Genomic DNA, 19,313 nt, shown 5'->3' on the forward strand with positions numbered 1-19,313 from the left:
GGAGCGCAGGGGGCTCGAGAGCGTGCGTGAACCTAGACGCCCATCGCGTGGACGCCGCCGTCGACGTGGACGATCTCGCCCGTGGTGGCGGGGAACCAGTCGGACATCAGCGCGACGCACGCCTTGGCCGCCACCTCGGTGTCGGAGAGGTCCCAGCCCAGGGGCGCCTTCTCCGGCCAGGCCTCCTCGAACTCCTTGAAGCCGGGGATCGACTTGGCCGCCATCGTGCGCAGCGGCCCCGCCGCGACCAGGTTGACCCTGATGCCCTGCTTGCCCAGGTCGCGGGCGAGGTAGCGGTTGGCCGACTCGAGGCCCGCCTTGGCCACGCCCATCCAGTCGTAGACGGGCCAGGCCTTGGTGGCGTCGAAGTCGAGGCCGACGACCGAGCCGCCCTCCTTCATCAGCGGCAGGCAGGCCACCGCCAGCGACTTGTAGGAGAAGGTGGAGATGTGCAGGGCGGTGGCGACGTCCTCCCACGTGGTGTTGAGGAAGTTGCCGCCGAGCGCGGTCTGCGGAGCGAAGCCGATGGAGTGGACGACGCCGTCGAGGCCGTCGACGTGCTCGCCGACGCGGGCGGCCAGGGTGTCGAGGTGCTCGGTGTTCTGCACGTCGAGCTCGATCACCGGCGGCGTCTGCGGCAGCCGCTTGGCGATGCGCTCGACCAGTGACAGGCGGCCGAAGCCGGTCAGCACGACCGTGGCGCCCTGCTCCTGGGCCAGCTTGGCCACGGAGAAGGCGATGGAGGCGTCGGTGAGGACGCCGGTGACCAGGATGCGCTTGCCTTCGAGGATTCCCATGCTTCAGTGCCCCATTCCCAGACCGCCGTCGACGGGGATCACGGCCCCTGTGATGTAGGAGGCGTCGTCGCTGGCGAGGAAGCGCACGACGCGCGCGATCTCCGCGGGGACCGCCTGCCGGCCCAGCGGGATGTTCTTGACGATCGCCTCGGAGTCGAGCTCGGCGGTCATGTCGGTCTTGACGAAGCCGGGGGCGACGACGTTGACGGTGATGCCGCGCGAGCCGTACTCGCGGGCGAGGGAGCGGCCGAAGCCGACCAGGCCGGCCTTGGAGGCGGCGTAGTTGGACTGCCCGGCCTGGCCGCTGAGGCCGACGACGGAGGAGATGAGGATGATGCGGCCGCGCTTGAGCTTCATCATGGGCCTGATCGCGCGCTTGGCGACCCGGTAGGCGCCGGTGAGGTTGGCGTCGATGACGTCGGTGAAGGTCTCCTCCTTCATCATCGCCAGCAGGGTGTCCTTGGTGATGCCCGCGTTGGAGACGAGCACCTCGACGGGGCCCTGCTCGGCCTCCACCTTGGCGAAGGCGGCCTCGACGTCGTCGGAGCTGGTCACGTCGCAGCGGACGCCGAACAATCCCTCGGGCGGCTCCCCCGATCGGTAGGTGACGGCGACGTTGTCGCCTGCCGCGGCCAGTTCGCGGGCGATCGCGAGGCCGATGCCGCGATTGCCTCCGGTGACGAGTACAGAGCGTGCCATGAGACCTGACGCTATCTCCTACCCGCCGGTATCCCCTTGTCCGGGACGTACAAGATCACAGGGTTAGGATCGTTGACATGCGCCAGATCGATCCCGATTTCCTCGCCCTGCCGCTCAGGCAGCTCGCGGACGCAGCCCTTCAGCGCGCCCGTGACCTCGGCGCCTCGCATGCCGACTTCCGGCTGGAGCGGGTGCGAGCCGAATCCCTCGCCCTCTACGACGCCAGGCTCGAAGGGGCCATGGACGCCGACGACCTCGGCTATGCCGTACGGGTGGTCAAGAACGGCACCTGGGGCTTCGCCGCGGGCCTCGTGCTCACCCCCGAGGCCGCCGCGGAGGTGGCCGCGCAGGCCGTCAAGGTGGCGGAGGTGAGCGCCCCGATCAACAGGGAGCCCATCGAGCTGGCGCCCGAGCCCGTGCACGGCGAGGTCAGCTGGGTCTCCGCCTACGAGATCGACCCCTTCTCCGTGCCGCAGAAGGAGAAGGTGGCGCTGCTGGCCGACTGGTCGGCGGGGCTGCTGAAGGGCGCCGACCACGTCAGCGCGCGGCTCCTGCAGGTGAAGGAGCAGAAGTTCTACGCCGACACCGCGGGCACCGTCACCACCCAGCAGCGTGTCAGGGTGCACCCCGAGCTGAACGCGATGAAGTCGGGCCCCAGCGGGTTCGACGACATGTCCACGATCGCGCCGCCGGTCGGCAGGGGCTACGAGTACCTGACGAACGGCCACTACGACTGGCAGGGCGAGCTGGCCCGGCTGCCCGAGCTGCTGGCCGAGAAGCTGGCCGCCCCCTCGGTCGAGGCGGGCGACTACGACCTGGTGATCCACCCCTCCAACCTGTGGCTGACGATCCACGAGTCGATCGGCCACGCCACCGAGCTCGACAGGGCCCTCGGCTACGAGGCGGCCTACGCGGGCACCAGCTTCGCCACCTTCGACCAGCTCGGCACGCTCGTCTACGGCTCGCCCGTCATGAACGTCGTCGGCGACCGCACCGTCGAGCACGGCCTGTCCACGATCGGCTACGACGACGAGGGCGTGGCCACCCGCGAGTTCGACATCGTCAAGGACGGCATCCTGGTCGGCTACCAGCTCGACCGCAGGATGGCGCTGATGAAGGGCCTCGGCGCGAGCAACGGCTGCGCCTTCGCCGACTCGCCCGGCCACATGCCGATCCAGCGGATGGCCAACGTCTCGCTGAAGCCCGCCCCCGGCGGTCCCTCCACCGAGGAGCTGATCGCCGGCGTGGAGCGCGGCCTCTACATCGTCGGCGACAAGAGCTGGTCGATCGACATGCAGCGCTACAACTTCCAGTTCACCGGGCAGCGGGCGTTCAGGATCGAGAACGGCGCGCTCGCCGGCCAGGTGCGCGACTTCGCCTACCAGGCGACCACGACCGACTTCTGGGGCTCGATGGAGGCCGTGGGCGGCCCCGAGACCTACGTGCTCGGTGGCGCCTTCAACTGCGGCAAGGGCCAGCCCGGCCAGGTCGCCCCTGTCAGCCACGGCTGCCCCTCGGCGCTGTTCCGCGGCGTCAGGATCCTCAACACCGTGCAGGAGGGTGGAAAGTGACATCTCCTCAGGAAATGGTCGAGAGGGCGCTCGAGCTCTCCCAGGCCGACGACTGCGTCGTCATCGTGGACGAGGGCTCGACGGCCAACCTGCGCTTCGCGGGCAACACGCTCACCACCAACGGCGTCGCCAGGTCGGCGCAGCTGACCGTGATCTCGATCGTGGGCGCGGGCGTCGGCGTGGTGTCGCGCGCGGCCGTCAGGCCCGAGCAGCTGCCCGAGGTGGTCGCCGCGGCCGACGCGGCGGCGCGCGAGGCGCAGCCGGCCGAGGACGTCAGGCCCCTGGTGGAGGGGGCGGGCTCGAGCGCCAACTGGGTCGAGCCCGTGCTGCCCACCTCGATCGGGGTTTTCGGCGACTTCGCCCCCGCTCTCGGCGAGACGTTCGCCGCCGCGGAGGCGGGCGGCAGGAAGCTGTACGGCTTCGCCGAGCACACGCTGACCTCCACCTTCGTCGGCTCGTCGAGGGGCCTGCGGCTGCGCCACGACCAGCCGACGGGGCGTCTCGAGCTCAACGCCAAGTCCGCCGACCTCAAGCGCTCGGCCTGGACGGGTGTGGCCACCCGCGACTTCTCCGACGTCGACGTGGCCGCGCTCGACTCCTCGCTGGCCCAGCGCCTCGAGTGGGCCAAGAACCGGGTCGACCTGCCGGCCGGCCGCTACGAGACGCTGCTGCCGCCGAGCGCGGTCGCCGACCTGATGATCTACATGCTGTGGTCGAGCGGCGCGCGTGACGCCCTCGACGGCCGCACGGTCTTCTCCAAGCCTGGCGGCGGCACCCGCGTCGGCGAGCGGCTCGCCCAGCTGCCCGTCACGCTGAGCAGCGACCCCGCCGCCCTCGGCATCGAGTGCGCGCCGTTCGTGACCGCGCACGCGCCCAGCCGCCGCAGCTCGGTCTTCGACAACGGCCTGCCGCTGGCGGCGACCGACTGGGTGAAAGACGGCACGCTGACCGCGCTCATGCAGACCCGCCACTCGGCGGAGCTGAGCGGCCTGCCCGTGACGCCGTCGATCGACAACCTGATCATGCGGGGCGGCGAGGGCGGCAGGTCGCTGGAGGAGATGATCGCCTCCACCGAGCGCGGGCTGCTGCTGACCTGCCTGTGGTACATCCGCGAGGTCGACCCGCAGACGCTCCTGCTGACCGGACTGACCCGCGACGGGGTCTACCTGGTCGAGCACGGCGAGGTGGTCGGCGAGGTCAACAACTTCAGGTTCAACGAGAGCCCCGTCGACCTGCTGGGCCGCCTGAGCGAGGTCGGGGCCGCCCAGCAGACGCTGCCGCGCGAGTGGAACGACTACTTCACCCGCACGATCATGCCGCCGGTCAGGGTGCCCGACTTCAACATGTCGACGGTCAGCCAGGCCAACTGATCCGCCTTTCGCGGGTGCGCCGCCTGCCCTCGCACGATCACAGGGTAAGGCGGTGCACCCGGTTCCACCGCTTGGCCGTCACCAGCCTGGCGGTGCCCTTCTTCAGGTCGTAGACGATCGACCAGCGGGTGTGGCCCTGGGCCACGCTCTTCAGCAGGTCGAGCCCGTCGGCCCCCGAGTCGACCGTCGCGGTGAGCCTCCTGTGGCGGTCGTCGGGGGTGCCGCTGACGACGCTCCAGTTGGTCAGGACGCGGTCGTCGCGCACGTGCATCCTGCCTTCGCCGTACTCCACGACGGCCGACGCGCCGCTCTTGTCGGCGAGCAGGTAGTGCACCTGGGGTCCGCCGGCGAAGTCGACGTTGTAGGTGCGCATCAGCGCCAGCGCCTCCTTCACCGTGGCCGCCCTGTCCAGCAGGACCCTGATGATCCGCACGCTGCTCACCGTGGGCCTGCCCTTCATGGGGGCGGGCAGCTCGGCGGTCGGGGTGGCGGCCAGGCCGACGGCCAGCCCCTTCTCGTTCATGCCGTCGAAGGGGGCGAGCACCGCGTGCCCGAGCCTTCGCCGCTCGACCGGGTCGCCGAGGTCGACGGGGCCGGTCTTGCCGAGCACGTAGTAGGCGTCGGCCACCGACAGGGAGGCGTAACCGCCCGGAGGGTCGGCGCGCACGACGATGGCGGGGTTGTCGTCCCAGTCGAAGTTGCGGCCGAACTCGGCGCCCCTGTGGAACAGCGAGCAGGCCCACCCTTCGGCCTTCCTGCCGAGCTCGTCCTCGGTGAGCGGCGCTCCGACGTCGTAGCCGCCGCGGAAGGTCATCTCGTACATCGGCAGGTCGTCCAGCTGCCTCATGCTGGCGCTGGTGCGGGCGACCTCGTCGGCGCTCTGCCGCAGCACCGGCGCGGAGGTGGCCTTCACGGGAGCCGCCTTCCCTGTCACGGCCTGGCCCGCCCGCTCCTGGCCCGCCGTGCCGGCGGCCGAACAGGCGGTCGCCAGCGGTACGGCCAGCGCCAGCGCCGCGAGCAGCGAGGCGGCGGAGCGCAGCGCGCGTAAGGCCGGTGTCATCAAGTGGTCCCTTCGCCGAGCCGGCAGCCCCCTTCATATCAGAGTGTGCCGCGCGGGCCCGGCGAAGTCACGTCAGGCATGAAACGGTGACGGAGATCAGGCGTCCTCGAGCCTGAAGCCCACCTTCATCCCCACCTGGTAGTGGGCCACCTCGCCCTGTTCGATGTGGCCCCTGATCTCCGTGACCTCGAACCAGTCGAGGTGCCGCAGCGTCTGCGAGGCCCTGCGGATGCCGTTGCGGACGGCGTCGTCGAGGCTCTCCCCCGACGTGCCGACTATCTCGGTCACCCGGTACGTACGATCCGACATAGCTCCTCCTCCCTTACCCGAAAGCCATGATCGCATGACCCGCCGTCCCGTCCAGGGGCGCCGTCGCACCCGTGCCGTCCGAGGTCTACGGTGGAAGACGTGAAGGGTTTGCGGCGCGAACGGGACGTCCACCGGGTGACCGACGCCCGGCCGTCTCTCAGCGCGGACATCAACCGCAGGGAGAAGGTCTACCTCATCCAGATGGGCATCCGCACGATCTGCCTGATCCTGGCCGTGGTGGTGCCGGTGCCCTGGCCGTTCAGGCTGCTGTTCATCGCGGGAGCCATCTTTTTGCCATACATAGCCGTAATCGGTGCCAATGAGCGGGGCAAGGATGCCCCGCCTCCGACCTTTTCCACCCCTGCGCCTGACCAACAGGAGATTCCACTCCACCGACGCGAGATCGGGTCGTGACTAAGTCTTGACGCATCCCATGGGTTGTAGGTGTACGCTTTAGCCAAGCGCTCCGGTCCCCCGTCGGAGTGCTGGTGCCGGCGTTCCGGGCCCCCGTCGGAACGCCGATGAAGCGAAGCCGGGTGGTTTGCCCCCGTAACCACCCGGCTTCGCCCTTTTCTCAGTCATTTTTGTTTTCGACCATACGGTCGGATAGGCGTGCTTTCCCGAAATCGTTTACCCGGGTTCACAGCAAACCTTCAGCTTTGACCGCGATCATCAGCCGTCGGTCAAGGTCTCTGTCGTGGCCCGTTCCCAGTTGCGGGCCAGCGTCGTGATGCGCTCGACGGCGTCCTCGGGCGCGGTGCCCGACCCCTGGGCCAGCCCGAGCAGGTAGGCGGTCAGCGGCGCGGCGGGCCTGGCGACGCCGTGGGCGACCTCCTTGGTCAGTTCGAGGATGAGGTCCCTGTCGACGGAGGCGGGATCGACGCCCAGCTCCTTGCAGGCCAGCGCGGTCCATTCGCTCAGCACGTTCATGTGTGGTGTGGCGAGCGCTCGCCCGCCTCGGGTCCTGAGTTCACGCCACCCCTCCTTTCGGGCGGTCGGTGCGGGTCGTCGCCGGTCTGCGTGAGGCTCCGCAGCTCGTCCATTGTGTCGCAGTCGAGCCAGGGCGTGCCGGGCAGGCGCAGCCGTACGGGGTCGAGGGGGGCGAGCAGGCCGTGCAGGGAGCGGCCCCCGTAGTCCTCCAGCGCCGCGCGCAGCGCGGCGGTCCGCCACACCCCCGCCAGCCACTGCTCGCGCCCGCCGTCATCGAGCAGGACGGCCCCGGCGGCCCGCTCCCGCGTGCCGGCGGCGTCGAGGAGCGCGATGACGTGCTCGGGCAGCAGCAGCGGCAGGTCGCCGGCCAGCAGCGCCACCCAGGGCGCCGCCGCCAGGGCCAGCCCCGCGCGCAGCGCGGGAACGGGGCCACCGCCGGGCGGGTCCTCGCGGGTGAAGAGCGCGCCCGGCAGGTCGCGCGGCGGGCCGACGACGACCAGGCGTTCCGCGTGAGGAACGGCGGCCGCCACCCGCTCCACCAGGCTCCTGCCGCCGACCAGCAGGCCTGGCTTGTCCCTGCCGCCCATCCGGGTGGCCGCCCCGCCGGCGAGGATGATCGCGTCATGCCGCATGTGTCCCACGCTACGACGTTCATGGGCGGATCACCCACTCCCCAAAATCACCCCTCACGATGATCCACGCGTCACCGGAAGGCGGCCTGACCGGCGGGAGGCGGCGTCAGGCGAAGGCGGCGTGGCCGGTCAGCGCCTTGCCCAGGACGAGCGCGTGGATCTCCGAGGTCCCCTCGTAGGTGAGCACCGACTCCAGGTTCACCGCATGCCTGATCACCGGGTACTCCAGGGTGATGCCGCTGGCGCCCAGGATGGTCCTGCAGGTCCTGGCGATCTCCAGGGCCTCGCGCACGTTGTTGAGCTTGCCCGCGCTGACCTGCTCCGGTGTGATCGTGCCCGCCTCCTTCAACCTGCCCAGGTGGACGGCCAGCAGCAGCCCCTTGCCCAGCTCGAGGGCCATGTCGGCAAGCTTGTCCTGGGTGAGCTGGAAGGAGGCGAGGGGCCTGCCGAACACCTCGCGCTCCCCCGCGTAGGCGATCGCGGTCTCCAGGCAGTCGAGCGCCGCGCCCATCGCGCCGAACACGATGCCGAACCTGGCCTCGTTCAGGCAGCGCAGCGGTCCTGACAGGCCGAGGGCGCCCGGCAGGACGGCCTCCTGCGGCAGCCGTACGGAGTCGAGGACCAGCTCGCTGGTCACGGAGGCGCGCAGGGAGACCTTGTGCTTGAGGTCACGGGCGGTGAAGCCGGGCGTGCCCGCCGGAACGAGGAAGCCACGGATGCCCTCCTCGGTCTGCGCCCACACCACGGCCACGTCGGAGACCGAGCCGTTGGTGATCCACATCTTGGTGCCGTTCAGCACCCAGTCGCCTCCCTCGCGCTTGGCGCTGGTGCGCATGCCGGCCGGGTCGGAGCCGAAGTCGGGCTCGGTGAGGCCGAAGCAGCCGATGCGCTCGCCGGCGGCCATGGCGGGCAGCCACTCGTTCTTCTGCTCCTCGCTGCCGTAGCGCCAGATGGCGTACATGGCCAGCGAGCCCTGGACCGAGACCAGGCTGCGCAGGCCCGAGTCGGCGGCCTCCAGCTCCAGGCAGGCCAGGCCGTAGGAGACCGCGCCCAGGCCCGCGCAGCCGTAACCTTCCAGGTGCATGCCGAGCACGCCGAGCTCGCCGAACCTGCGCGCCAGCTCCCTGGCGGGGATCTGGCCCTCCTCGAACCAGGTGGTGAGGTTGGGGCGCAGCTCGCGGTCGCACACGCGGCGGACGGCGCTCCTGATCTCGCGCTCCTCCTCGGTCAGGAGCCCGTCGACGGCGAACAGAGTGGTGGGGTGCATGGGTCCGAACCCTCCGGCTAGATTGGATCCAATATTGAATATCCAACATGACACAGCTTAGGGTGCGTTGACTATGGAGAGTCTTGGCGGCCTGCTGGTGGCCGACTTCAGCAGGGTGCTGGCCGGGCCCTACGCGACGATGCTGCTGGCCGACCTGGGCGCGGACGTGGTGAAGATCGAGCGGCCCGACGGCGGCGACGACACGCGGGCCTGGGGCCCGCCGTACGCCGACGGGCAGGCGACCTACTTCCTCGGCGTCAACCGCAACAAGCGCTCGATAGCCCTCGACCTGCGTGACCCCGGCGACCTGGAGGTGGCCAGGGCGCTGGTCGCCCGCGCCGACGTGCTGGTGGAGAACTTCAGGCCGGGCACGATGGAGCGACTGGGGCTCGGCTACGAGCAGGCGAGCGCGGCCAACCCCGGGCTCGTCTACTGCTCGGTGACCGGGTTCGGCGCGGGCAAGGGCGCCGAGCTGCCCGGCTACGACCTGGTGGTGCAGGCGGTGGGCGGGCTCATGAGCGTGACGGGCGAGCCCTCGGGCCCGGGAACCAAGACGGGCGTGGCCCTGGTCGACGTGATCACCGGGCTGCACGCCGCGCTCGGCGTGCTCGCCGCCCTCCGCCACCGTGACACGACAGGACGGGGACAGCGCGTGGAGGTGTCCCTGCTGACCTCGCTGCTGTCGGCGCTGGCCAACCACGCCTCCGCCTTCGCCGCGGCGGGGGTGGTGCCCCAGGCGATGGGCAACAGGCACCCCAGCATCGTGCCGTACGAGGTCTTCGAGGCCGCCGACCGGCCGATCGTGATCGCGGCGGGCAACGACAGGCAGTTCCGCGCGCTGTGCGAGGTGCTGGACAGGCAGGACCTGTCCGCCGATCCCCGCTACGCGACGAACGCGGGCAGGGTCGCCGACCGGCTGACGCTGGTGCCCGAGCTGTCGCGGACGCTGGCCACCGCGTCGGCCGACACGTGGTTCGCCGCGCTCACCTCGGCGGGGGTCCCCTGCGGGCCGATCAACGACGTGGCGGGGGCCTTCGCGCTGGCCTCGTCGCTGGGCTTCGAGCCCGTGGTGGACGGCCAGGTGGCCAACCCCATCGGGCTGGGGCGCACGCCCGCCTCCTACCGGCTGCCGCCTCCCGGCCTCGGACAGGACGCCGCATGGGTCCGTGAGATATTGGGGCGATGAGCTCGGTCGAAGAACGGCGCAGGCCGCCCACGGCGCAGCAGTTCGTGCTCGCCGAGCTCCGCAGGGCGATCACCACGGGCAGGCTGCGTCCAGGCAGCCCGATCAGGCAGGACGCCCTGGCGGAGGAGTTCGACGTCAGCAGGGTGCCGCTGCGCGAGGCGCTGAAGACGCTCCACGGCGAGGGCCTGGTCACCTACCAGGCGCACCGCGGCTACTTCGTGGAGACCCTGTCGCTCGACGACCTGCTCGAGGTCTACCGCATCCGCGAGCTGCTGGAGGAGGAGGCGGTACGCAAGGCCGTCGCGCGGCTCGGCGAGGACGATCTGCTGCGGCTCGAGCGGGCGCAGGCGGAGGTGGAGCGGTTCGCCGCGACGGGCGAGGTGCAGGAGATGGCCGGCGCGAACAGGGTCTTCCACATGACGCTGTTCGAGTGCTCGGGGATGCCGCGGCTGGTCCGGCTGATCAGGACCCTGTGGGACTCCACCGACGCCTACCGCTCGCTCTACTACGGCGAGGGCGGCAACAGGGAGCGCGTCGTGGCCGAGCATCGGGGGGTGCTCGACGCGCTGCGGCGGGGCGCCGCCGACGAGGTGGTCAGCAGGCTGGACGAGCACCGCGCCCACGCGGTCGCGGCCCTGTCCACCGTCCTCACCCCCTGACCCGCCTCTCTCCTTCGCGGCCCTGGCGTGGTCGCTCTGCGACTCCCCGATCATGAGCACGTCGGCGAAGGCCCGCTCCGGCCTGGCGCCCTCCGCGAGCGGCGCGGGAGCCTCCATGCGGGAATCCCTCCGCGCCCGGCGTGTTGCACGAGAGGTGACAAAGCTGTCGATTCTCGACCGATCCCTCGTCAGGCAGGGACAGGACCCCGCGCGGGCGCTGCGCGACACCGTCGCGTTCGCCAGGCAGGCCGAGGCGCTCGGCTATCACCGCTTCTGGGTGTCGGAGCATCACGCGGTGCCCGGCGTGGCAGGCTCGGCGCCCACCGTGCTGGCCTCGGCCGTGGCGGCGGCGACCTCGCGGATCAGGGTGGGCACGGGCGGCGTCATGCTGCCCAACCACCGGCCGCTCGTGGTGGCCGAGCAGTTCGGCGTCCTCGACGCGCTCTACCCCGGGCGAATCGACATGGGCCTGGGCAGGTCCGTCGGCTTCACCGGCGGCATCAGGCGGGCGCTGGGCCACGACAAGCAGGACGCGGAGAACTTCGCCGAGCAGATCGAGGAGCTGCTCGACTACTTCACCAGGGGCAGGGACGGCGTGCACGCCATGCCAGCCGAAGGCAGGAAGGTGCCCGCCTTCGTGCTGGCGATCGGTTCGGGCGCGGACGTCGCCGCCGAACTCGGGCTCCCCCTCGTGATCGGCGGAGGCAGGGCAGAGGAGGGCGCCAGGCGCTACAGGGAGCGGGTGAAGGGCACGCCGTACGTGATCGTGGCGGCCAACATCGCCGTCGGCGAGGACGCTCACCTGCTGCAGCTGCCCGAGGCCTGGGCCACCGCCCACTCGCGCACGCGCGGCGTCTTCCCGCCGCTCCGCCCCCCGGAGGAGATCCTGTCGATGGAGCTGACCGAGCGCGAGCGCACCTACCTCGACGAGGCGCTGCGGGGGCAGATCCACGGCACCGAGGAGCAGGTGGCCGAGCGACTGCGCGAGCTGGTGGAGCGGACCGGCGCCGACGAGGTGCTGGTGACGATGAACACCTACGACCTCGACCGGCGCCTGGACTCCTACCGGCGGCTGATCAGCCTCCGATAGCCGACATCGGCCTGGAGGGCTGCAGGAAGGACGGGTCGTCGATGCCGTGCCCTGCCCGCTTGCCGCGCACCGCGGCGATCCAGCGCTCGGCCAGCTCGTCGTCGCCCGCTCCGGCGCGCAGCGCGGCCTTGAGGTCGGACTCCTCCCTGGCGAACAGGCAGTTGCGGATCTGACCGTCGGCGGTCAGCCGTACGCGGTCGCAGGCCCCGCAGAACGGACGGGTCACCGAGCCGATGACGCCCACCCGCGCGGGGCCGCCGTCGACGAGGAAACGCTCGGCGGGCGCGCTGCCGCGCTCCTCCAGGTCGTCGGCGCACAGGTCGACCTCGGCCTGCAGCAGCGCGAGGATCTCGTCGGCCGTCACCATGTCGGCGCGGCTCCAGCCGTGCTGGGCGTCGAGCGGCATCTGCTCGATGAAGCGCAGCTCATAGCCTCGCTCGAGGCAGAAGCGCAGCAGCGGCACCGCCTCATGGTCGTTGATGCCGCGCATCAGCACCGCGTTGACCTTGACGGGACGCAGCCCCGCGCGGTCGGCGGCCTCCAGCCCCGCGACGACGTCCTCGAACCTGTCGCGGTGGGCCAGGCGCTTGAACGTCTCGCGGTCAAGGGTGTCGAGGGAGACGTTGACCCGGTCGAGACCAGCCTCGGCCAGCGCGCCTGCCAGCTTGGCCAGGCCGATGCCGTTGGTGGTGAGCGACACCTGCGGCTTGGGGCGCAGCGCGGCCGTACGGGCCACGATGTCGACCAGCTCCCTGCGCAGCAGCGGCTCGCCGCCGGTGTAGCGCACCTCGGTGATGCCCAGACGCTCGACGCCGATCGTGACCAGCCTGACGATCTCGTCGGCGGTCAGCAGCTGGGCGTTGGGCAGCCAGTCGAGCCCTTCGGGCGGCATGCAGTAGGTGCAGCGCAGGTTGCACTTGTCGGTGAGTGACACCCGAAGGTCGGTCGCCACCCTGCCGAAGGAGTCCTTCAGCACAGGGGGGTCACCTCCTAGCTTTCCGAGGGGAACATCAGTTCAGCCTATTCCATCCCCCCGACAACAGACCGAGCCCCCGCCGCTCGACTCCCGCAGGCCGCCGCCAGGGGAAATCCCCTGGCGGTAAAATGGATGGGATTTCCTTCCTGGTCACGCAAGACTGATCAACAACCAGTAAGGAGATTCCTCACATGTCGCCGAACCAGCCCGCACCGAACCTGCTGTCGTGGGCCAGCGAGATCGACGAAGGCGCGATCATGCAGGCCGCCCGTGCCGCGCGCCTGCCATTCGTCTCTGGCCACGTCGCTCTCATGCCCGACGCGCATGTCGGCATCGGCGCAACAGTCGGCTCGGTCATCCCGACCGAGGGCGCGATCATCCCCGCGGCCGTGGGCGTCGACATCGGCTGCGGCATGGTCGCCACGGAGACCACCCTCACCGCCGCCGACCTTCCCGACAGCCTGGCCGCGTTGATGCCCATGGTGGAGCACCGCATCCCGGCCGGCGTCGGCAAGGGCCACGCCGACCCCTCGATGGATCGCACCCTGGGCGAGCTCGGGCTCCCCCACACCGACCTGAACCCCAAGCTGACGAAGAAGGTGTCCGACCAGTTCGGCACCCTCGGCTCCGGCAACCACTTCGTGGAGGTCTGCCTCGACGAGCGCGACCGGGTCTGGACGGTGCTGCACTCGGGTTCGCGCGGCATCGGCAACCAGCTGGCCACGATGCACATCGTGGGGGCCAAGAAGCTGATGAAGAAGCAGGCGATCGGGCTCGAGGACCCCGACCTGGCCTACCTGGTCCAGAGCACGCCCGAGTTCACCGCCTACATCGAGGACATGCTGTGGGCCCAGCGCTACGCCATGGCCTCGCGCGCCCGGATGGACAAGGTCCTGATCAACGCGCTGTTCCGGGTCGTCGGCAAGGGCCGGCGGGTCCGCACGATCAACTGCCACCACAACTTCACCCAGCAGGAGACCCACTACGGCAAGTCGCTCTGGATCACCCGCAAGGGAGCCATCAAGGCCGACACGGGCGACGAGGGAGTGATCCCCGGCTCGATGGGCACGCGCTCGTACATCGTGCGCGGCCGGGGGAACCCCGAGTCGTACAACTCCTGCTCTCACGGTGCGGGGCGGCGCATGTCGCGCACCAAGGCGAAGCGGGAGCTGTCCGCGGCCTCCCTGACCCAGGCGATGAGCGGCCGGGTCTGGAACCAGGACCGCGCGGCCGCCCTGGTGGACGAGCACCCTGAGGCGTACAAGTCCATCGACCAGGTCATGGCGGACCAGAAGGATCTGGTGGAGGTCCAGCACACGTTGCGCCAGATCTTCAATTACAAGGGCTGATACCTGTGGATGCCCCCGCCCCAGGGCATTGGGGGCATCCACTACGCGCACTCCGGGAAGTCCCGCATCTCCTGCTCGAACTCCCGCAGCGGTAGGACGACGTCGACATGCGTCTGCCTGCGCTCGTCATACCCCTGGACCAGGACGCTGCCGGGCGTGAGCTTGGCCGCGTCATCGGCCTGGAAGCTCACGCTCATGGTGGAGTTGCTGTTGTCACGTGTCCCGCCGAAGACGGTGTAGGTGATCGCCGGGTTCGGGATCAGCGGTTCGGGGGCTGCCGTCCATCCGTCCGATGGCGCGTCGATCCGGAACGAGGCCCTCTGACCGTGCAGCGCGGGCGCTTCGTATGTGGCATCCGTGACAGTCGGATCACCTGGCGTTCCAGCGGCCTCGCCGGGGGCGCGATCGTGGTAGACGATCACCACGTCCGGCGCTCGGCCACACCAGGCGAGGACCACGGTGAGATGGCCCGCCTCATCGACGCTGATTCCGGTGACCCCGTTGCTCGGGACCGAACAGCCTGTGAGAGCGGCCATGAGCACACTCACCATGAGGACCCATATCCACTTACGCACCTGCCGACACTACGACGACCCGCGGGCTTTCATGATCCCGGCCAGAACTCGTGATGCCTCCGCCTCGAGGTCGTTATCCCCCCGCGAGCTACCCCAGGCGAGCGAGCTCCTCGCCGGTCAGGGTGAGGTCGGCGGCGGCCACCGAGTCCAGGATGCTCTCGGGACGGCTGGCGCCCGGGATCGGGATCACCACGCGGCTGCGGGCCAGCTCCCACGCCAGGCACACCCGCTGCGGCGACACCCCCCGCTCGGCGGCCACCTCGTTGAACACCGCGTGCGCGTCGCCGAGGCCCGCCGCGGACGTGATGCCGCCCAGCGGCGACCACGGCAGGAAGGCGACGCCGAGCTCCTCGCAGACGTCGATCTCCTGCTCGCTGCTGCGGAAGCGGGGAGAGTACTCGTTCTGCACGCTGGCCAGCCGTCCGCCGAGGATGTCGTGGGCCTGCCTGATCTGGGCGGGGTCGGCGTTGGAGATGCCCGCGAGCCTGATCTTCCCCTCGTCGAGCAGCTCGCGCAGCGCCCCGATGCTCTCCTCGTACGGCACCGCCGGGTCGGGCCTGTGGTGCTGGTAGAGCCCGATGGCCTCGACGCCCAGCGCCTTCAACGACCTCTCGCAGGCCCTTCGCAGGTAGTGGCGGCTGCCGTCCAGCCCCCAGCCGTCTCCGACGGTCCTGGTGTGGCCGCCCTTGGTCGCCACGAGGACCGTGTCGCGGTCGCCGCTCCACAGCTCCAGCGCCCGCGCCACGAGCCGCTCGTTGTGGCCCGTCTCGGCGGTGGTGGGCGCGTAGGCGTCGGCGGTGTCGATCAGGGTGACCCCCGCGTCGAGCGCGGCGTGGATCGTCCTGATCGAGCGCCCCTCGTCGGGCATGTGGCCGGCCACGGACATCGGCATGGCGCCCAGGCCGATGGCGCTGACGGGCAGGTCGGCGATCAGTCGAGTCTTCATGCGGCACATCCTGGCCGATGGAGTTCACTCCAGGTCAAGCGCGCCACAGGGGAAGGGCCCCGATCCTGGTGGATCGGGGCCCTTCGCGGTGGTGCTAGTGACGGATGACCTTCACCCAGTCGGTGGCCTCGGTCGGCTTGAGGTACCAGGCGCCCTCGAACACCGCCCGCCACGTACCGGAGGCCCAGGCCCGCTCCCTGGTGGAGAAGTACCCGTCGCGGTGGGTGCGGACGGTCTCGACGTGCTCCCAGCCGCGCGAGCCGTCGGCCTTGAACAGGATCACGATGCTCTTGCCGGCCAGTCGCTTCCAGCCGCCCGCCCGCTTGCAGTGGTCGGCGTGGGTGACCACGACGAAGCCGTCGATGTAGTCCTGCTCGCACTCGACAGAGAGCTTGCCCCTGATCGAGATGCCACGCCCCTCCCATGCGGGCTCGGGGCCGACGTCGAGCGACAGCCTGGTGTGGCCGCCGTCCCAGTCGGGGTCGTGCCCCGGGTCCGCGGAGGCGGGCGCCGCCGTGGCGAGCACCGAGACGCCCAGCGCGGCGGCCGCTGCGCCGGCGGCCAGTCGTCGCATCATGTGGAACTTCCTCTCCCCGTGGGTGACGCGCTCGGGACAGAGTGCGTCAATACCAATGACGCGTAAAGGTAAAGGAAAGTTGGCGCAAAACTGGTAACGATCAGATAAAGGACGGTTTAGCGGCGGGTTCCGGCCTGCTCCGCGGCGTAGCTGTCGTTTCCGGCGTAGTGCACCTTCCACTGGCCTTGCATCCTGCCGTCCACGCGCCGCTCGAAGCGTCCGGTGGCGGCGGTGTCCACGGTGGCCACCTGCTGCCACTCCTCGGTCTCGGTGCGCCTGTAGGAGATCTCCAGCCGCTGCTTGCCGAAGGGCGCGAAGTCGGCGTACCCGTTCGGGTCCACCCGCCTCAGGGTGCCGCTCAGCCGTACGGCCTTGGCCCCGCGTACCTTGTCGATCTCCAGATCGCCGAGCTTGGTCTCGTGACGAAGGTTGAAGGTGTGGTGCTCGGTGACCGTGCTGCCGTCCTCGGCCTTGGCGGTCGCGGTGATCGTCCAGACGCCTGAGGGGTAGAAGCGGGTCAGTCCCTGTGACGGCATGAAGCGCCAGGTCTCCCAGCCGTCGCCGACCCGCTGCGGCTGCACGCCCGGCGTGGCGAGCTTGTCGGGCGCGACCGGGCGCTGCACGGCCGGCAGGCCCATGGGCGCGGGCGGCGCCTGGGGCTTGGGAGCCGAGACCGCGGCCGGCGTACCGGCGGGACGGCCGGGAGCGAGCGGTGCAGGAGCGACCGCGGGACGGCCGGGAGCCGCCGGTGCGGGAGCGACGGTGGGACGCCCAGGAGTAGCCGGAGCGACAGCGGGACGCCCAGGAGTAGCCGGAGCGACGCCAGGACGCCCAGGAGTAGCCGGAGCGACGGCGGGACGCCCAGGAGTAGCGGGAGCGACGGCGGGACGCCCAGGAGTGGCCGGCGCCGCAGGACGGCCAGGTGCCGGCGCCTGCACGGCAGGGGTGAGCGCCGCCGACGGCGACGGCCGCAGGGCCGGCGTGACCGCTGGAGCCGGGGTGGTCACAGACGAGGGCAGAGCCTTGGGAACGGGCCCGAAGGTCGGGCCGCCGTCGATCGGCTTCTTTCCGGGTACGGGCTTCGGCGGGGCGCCGGGTTCGACCTTGACCGACACCCCGTTCTTTGCCGCGCCCTTCGCCACGACGTCGATCACGAGCTTCACCGAGCCGTGTGCCCCCACCACGGGTTCGGCGGGCCTCACCGTGATTTCTTTGATTGCGAGGGTGGCGGGAGCGTCGACCAGCACGGGACCGGTCAGTGCTCCCGCCACCAGCGACGCGAGTAGAACTGTCTTGGTCATGTGCAGGACGGTAGGAACCGTCCGGCAATGGCAGAGGGCGAGACACACGCCCCTGTTGGTAAAGGTGTCAGCCGGTGTAGAGGTCCTCGATCACTTCCGCGTACTTCGCGTGGATGACCCTGCGCTTGAGCTTCAGGCTGGGCGTGAGCTCGGAGGTCTCGGCCGTCCACTCCATGGGCAGCAGCGCCCATCGCTTGACCTGCTGCACCCTGGCCAGCTTCGCGTTGGCCGTCTCGACGGCCGCCTCCACGGCCTTGAGCACGTCGGGGTGTTCGACCAGCTCCGCCATCGAGGTGTAGGCGATGCCCTGCGCCTGGGCCCAGCCCGGCGCGATCTCCCCGTCGAGGGTGAGGATCGCCACGGGGAAGGGCCTGTTGTCGCCGTAGGCGAGCGCCTGTCCGATGAGCGGGTGCTCCTTCAGGTAGTTCTCGATCGCCGCAGGCGAGATGTTCTCGCCGCCCGCGGTGATGATGAGCTCCTTCTTGCGGTCGACGACCCGGTAGAAGCCGTCGTCGTCGACGGTGCCGATGTCGCCGGTGCGCAGCCAGCCGTCGGCGTCGATCAGCTCCTCGGCCGCCCTGCCGAGATAGCCGCTGGTGTTGAGCGGGCTGCGGGTGAGGATCTCGCCGTCCTCGCCCAGGCGCACCTCGACGCCGGGCTCGGGCCTGCCGACCGAGCCGAGCTTGTAGACGGCGGGGCTGTTGGCGGTGAACGCGCCGGTCGTCTCGGTCATGCCGTAGACGTCGATGACCCTGAGGCCGAGCCCTGCGAAGAAGCTCCGCACCTCGTCGGGCAGCGGGGCCGCGCCCGTGGCCGTCCACTCGGCGCGGTCGAAGCCGATCATGCCGCGGACGATGGACAGCAGCGCGGCGTCGGCGGCCTCGTAGGCGGCCTGGATCTCGGGGGTGACGGTGTGGCCGTACTGGCCCGCCTCGATGTAGGCGCGCCCTGCCGCCATGGCCTGCCTGACCTGCTCCTGCTGCTCCTCGGGCTGGGTGGACAGCAGCGCCTGGAGCTTGGCCATCATCTTCTCCCAGACCCGCGGCACGCCGAAGAACATCATCGGCCGAACCTGCCCGAGCGCGGCGCCGAGATTGGCCAGGTCGGTGCAGAAGTGCACGTGGGAGACCTTGGTCAGCGGCAGGTAGAGGCTGAGGACGCGCTCGGCGATGTGGGCGTAGGTCAGGTAGGAGATCTGCGTGCCCTGGGTGGGCAGCGCGGTCATGCGGTCGGTGGCCGCGCACTCGTAGAAGGCGTTGGCGTGGGTCAGCGGCACGCCCTTCGGCATGCCGGTGGTTCCCGAGGTGTAGAGCACGGTGAGCACGTCGCCCGGCGTGACCGCCCGCCAGCGCTCCTCGACGGCGGAGTGGTCCTCGGCGAGCCTGGTCCTGCCGAGTTCGAGGAAGTCGGCCCAGCTCATGAAGAGCTCGCCGGTCGGCGTGCCGTCGAGCACGATGATCTTGCGCAGGCCCGGCAGCTCGCCCAGCACCGGGTCCCACCTGGCCAGGTCCGCGGCGCCGCCGAGCACGGCGTATCTGGCGCCCACGTCGTTGGCGACGTAGGAGATCTGGTCGGGGGCGAAGGTCGAGTAGACCGAGCACGGCATCCCGCCCGCGTGCACCGCGCCGAGGTCGGCGAGCACGTGCTCGCTGCGGTTGACCATCATCAGCGCCACCGCGTCGCCGGGCTCCATGCCCAGCGCCATGAAGCCGGCGGCGATCTCGAGCACCCGCTGCCTGGCCTGGCCGTAGGTCAGGGTGCTCCATCCGCCCTCGGCCGGATCCGAGTAGGCGGGCGAGTCGGGATAGCGCTCGGCGATCTGCCTGAGCTGCTCACATACCGTCCGGCCGGCGATCTCCCGCAGGATCTCGGCCTGTACCTCAAGGACATCGGCCATAGCGCGCCCTCCACGTCAGTGCTCACTTGCACGAGTGGGATGCATCGCACCACACCGCATCGAGCCCCGACAAGCCCTGGGCAGGGGACAAGAACACCTCATGACGTAGAGTAGTTGATCAC

20 protein-coding genes are annotated in these 19,313 nt (G+C 70.4%); 7 read left to right on the forward strand and 13 right to left on the reverse strand.

The window, feature by feature from the left end:
• Nucleotides 1-32: 32 nt before the first annotated feature.
• Together fabI and ABFX55_RS17455 are read right to left on the reverse strand one after the other, a co-directional pair.
• Nucleotides 33-797, reverse strand: a complete 765-nt coding sequence (gene fabI, locus ABFX55_RS17450) for an enoyl-ACP reductase FabI (RefSeq protein WP_183661800.1) — start codon at nucleotides 795-797, stop codon at nucleotides 33-35.
• A gap of 3 nt (nucleotides 798-800) precedes the next feature.
• Nucleotides 801-1,496: a beta-ketoacyl-ACP reductase gene (locus ABFX55_RS17455; protein ID WP_183661802.1), complete on the reverse strand. Its 696-nt coding sequence runs from the start codon at nucleotides 1,494-1,496 to the stop codon at nucleotides 801-803.
• Nucleotides 1,497-1,573: 77 nt separating this feature from the next.
• On the opposite strand from ABFX55_RS17455, the gene ABFX55_RS17460 reads away from it, so the two are divergent.
• Together ABFX55_RS17460 and ABFX55_RS17465 are read left to right on the forward strand one after the other, a co-directional pair.
• Nucleotides 1,574-3,067: a TldD/PmbA family protein gene (locus ABFX55_RS17460; protein WP_346122277.1), complete on the forward strand. Its 1,494-nt coding sequence runs from the start codon at nucleotides 1,574-1,576 to the stop codon at nucleotides 3,065-3,067.
• A gap of 14 nt (nucleotides 3,068-3,081) precedes the next feature.
• Nucleotides 3,082-4,437, forward strand: a complete 1,356-nt coding sequence (locus ABFX55_RS17465; protein WP_346122279.1) for a metallopeptidase TldD-related protein — start codon at nucleotides 3,082-3,084, stop codon at nucleotides 4,435-4,437.
• Between the two features lie 37 nt (nucleotides 4,438-4,474).
• On the opposite strand, the gene ABFX55_RS17470 is transcribed toward ABFX55_RS17465, so the two are convergent.
• On the reverse strand, nucleotides 4,475-5,497 hold the full coding sequence (locus tag ABFX55_RS17470) for a linear amide C-N hydrolase (RefSeq protein WP_346122281.1): 1,023 nt from the start codon (nucleotides 5,495-5,497) through the stop codon (nucleotides 4,475-4,477).
• Between the two features lie 96 nt (nucleotides 5,498-5,593).
• Nucleotides 5,594-5,806, reverse strand: a complete 213-nt coding sequence (locus ABFX55_RS17475) for a dodecin (protein WP_346122282.1) — start codon at nucleotides 5,804-5,806, stop codon at nucleotides 5,594-5,596.
• Between the two features lie 99 nt (nucleotides 5,807-5,905).
• On the opposite strand from ABFX55_RS17475, the gene ABFX55_RS17480 reads away from it, so the two are divergent.
• Nucleotides 5,906-6,220: a DUF3099 domain-containing protein gene (locus ABFX55_RS17480; RefSeq protein ID WP_346122284.1), complete on the forward strand. Its 315-nt coding sequence runs from the start codon at nucleotides 5,906-5,908 to the stop codon at nucleotides 6,218-6,220.
• Between the two features lie 258 nt (nucleotides 6,221-6,478).
• On the opposite strand, the gene ABFX55_RS17485 is transcribed toward ABFX55_RS17480, so the two are convergent.
• The 3 genes from ABFX55_RS17485 to ABFX55_RS17495 form a co-directional block, all read right to left on the reverse strand.
• Nucleotides 6,479-6,736 (reverse strand): DUF6457 domain-containing protein, encoded by a 258-nt coding sequence (locus tag ABFX55_RS17485; protein WP_183661812.1) that lies wholly within the window; start codon nucleotides 6,734-6,736, stop codon nucleotides 6,479-6,481.
• Nucleotides 6,733-7,368: a molybdenum cofactor guanylyltransferase gene (gene mobA / locus ABFX55_RS17490; protein ID WP_346122286.1), complete on the reverse strand. Its 636-nt coding sequence runs from the start codon at nucleotides 7,366-7,368 to the stop codon at nucleotides 6,733-6,735. The genes ABFX55_RS17485 and mobA overlap by 4 nt, the downstream gene beginning before the upstream one ends.
• 106 nt (nucleotides 7,369-7,474) lie before the next feature.
• A complete protein-coding gene (locus ABFX55_RS17495; RefSeq protein ID WP_346122288.1) occupies nucleotides 7,475-8,635 on the reverse strand; it encodes an acyl-CoA dehydrogenase family protein in 1,161 nt (386 codons plus the stop codon).
• Between the two features lie 73 nt (nucleotides 8,636-8,708).
• Between ABFX55_RS17495 and ABFX55_RS17500 the strand changes: the two genes are divergently transcribed.
• The 3 genes from ABFX55_RS17500 to ABFX55_RS17510 all read left to right on the forward strand — a co-directional run bounded on the left by ABFX55_RS17500 (nucleotide 8,709) and on the right by ABFX55_RS17510 (nucleotide 11,570).
• On the forward strand, nucleotides 8,709-9,821 hold the full coding sequence (locus ABFX55_RS17500; protein WP_346122290.1) for a CaiB/BaiF CoA transferase family protein: 1,113 nt from the start codon (nucleotides 8,709-8,711) through the stop codon (nucleotides 9,819-9,821).
• Nucleotides 9,818-10,480, forward strand: coding sequence for a GntR family transcriptional regulator (locus ABFX55_RS17505; protein WP_346122291.1), 663 nt, complete (start codon nucleotides 9,818-9,820; stop codon nucleotides 10,478-10,480). Before ABFX55_RS17500 ends, ABFX55_RS17505 begins: the two co-directional genes overlap by 4 nt.
• A gap of 154 nt (nucleotides 10,481-10,634) precedes the next feature.
• Nucleotides 10,635-11,570 (forward strand): LLM class flavin-dependent oxidoreductase, encoded by a 936-nt coding sequence (locus tag ABFX55_RS17510; RefSeq protein ID WP_346122293.1) that lies wholly within the window; start codon nucleotides 10,635-10,637, stop codon nucleotides 11,568-11,570.
• On the opposite strand, the gene moaA is transcribed toward ABFX55_RS17510, so the two are convergent.
• A complete protein-coding gene (gene moaA, locus ABFX55_RS17515; RefSeq protein ID WP_346122295.1) occupies nucleotides 11,557-12,546 on the reverse strand; it encodes a GTP 3',8-cyclase MoaA in 990 nt (329 codons plus the stop codon). The two genes, ABFX55_RS17510 and moaA, sit on opposite strands and share 14 nt — an antisense overlap.
• A gap of 191 nt (nucleotides 12,547-12,737) precedes the next feature.
• On the opposite strand from moaA, the gene ABFX55_RS17520 reads away from it, so the two are divergent.
• Complete coding sequence (locus tag ABFX55_RS17520; protein WP_346122297.1) at nucleotides 12,738-13,895, forward strand: RtcB family protein; 1,158 nt, start codon at nucleotides 12,738-12,740, stop codon at nucleotides 13,893-13,895.
• 41 nt (nucleotides 13,896-13,936) lie between these two features.
• Here ABFX55_RS17520 and ABFX55_RS17525 read toward each other — a convergent pair whose 3' ends face one another.
• The 5 genes from ABFX55_RS17525 to ABFX55_RS17545 form a co-directional block, all read right to left on the reverse strand.
• A complete protein-coding gene (locus ABFX55_RS17525) occupies nucleotides 13,937-14,470 on the reverse strand; it encodes a hypothetical protein (RefSeq protein ID WP_346122299.1) in 534 nt (177 codons plus the stop codon).
• Between the two features lie 88 nt (nucleotides 14,471-14,558).
• Nucleotides 14,559-15,416 carry an aldo/keto reductase gene (locus ABFX55_RS17530; protein WP_346122300.1) on the reverse strand — a complete coding sequence of 286 codons (858 nt, stop codon included), beginning with the start codon at nucleotides 15,414-15,416 and terminating at the stop codon, nucleotides 14,559-14,561.
• A gap of 94 nt (nucleotides 15,417-15,510) precedes the next feature.
• The gene (locus ABFX55_RS17535; protein WP_346122301.1) at nucleotides 15,511-15,993 is read right to left on the reverse strand and encodes a hypothetical protein; all 483 of its coding nucleotides are present in this window, start codon (nucleotides 15,991-15,993) and stop codon (nucleotides 15,511-15,513) included.
• 116 nt (nucleotides 15,994-16,109) lie between these two features.
• Nucleotides 16,110-17,294 (reverse strand): hypothetical protein, encoded by a 1,185-nt coding sequence (locus ABFX55_RS17540; protein ID WP_346122303.1) that lies wholly within the window; start codon nucleotides 17,292-17,294, stop codon nucleotides 16,110-16,112.
• Nucleotides 17,295-17,361: 67 nt separating this feature from the next.
• Nucleotides 17,362-19,191 carry an AMP-dependent synthetase/ligase gene (locus ABFX55_RS17545; RefSeq protein ID WP_346122305.1) on the reverse strand — a complete coding sequence of 610 codons (1,830 nt, stop codon included), beginning with the start codon at nucleotides 19,189-19,191 and terminating at the stop codon, nucleotides 17,362-17,364.
• Nucleotides 19,192-19,313 lie beyond the last annotated feature (122 nt).

Origin of the sequence: Nonomuraea roseola (assembly GCF_039535395.1) — a bacterium.
GTDB lineage: Bacteria > Actinomycetota > Actinomycetes > Streptosporangiales > Streptosporangiaceae > Nonomuraea > Nonomuraea roseola.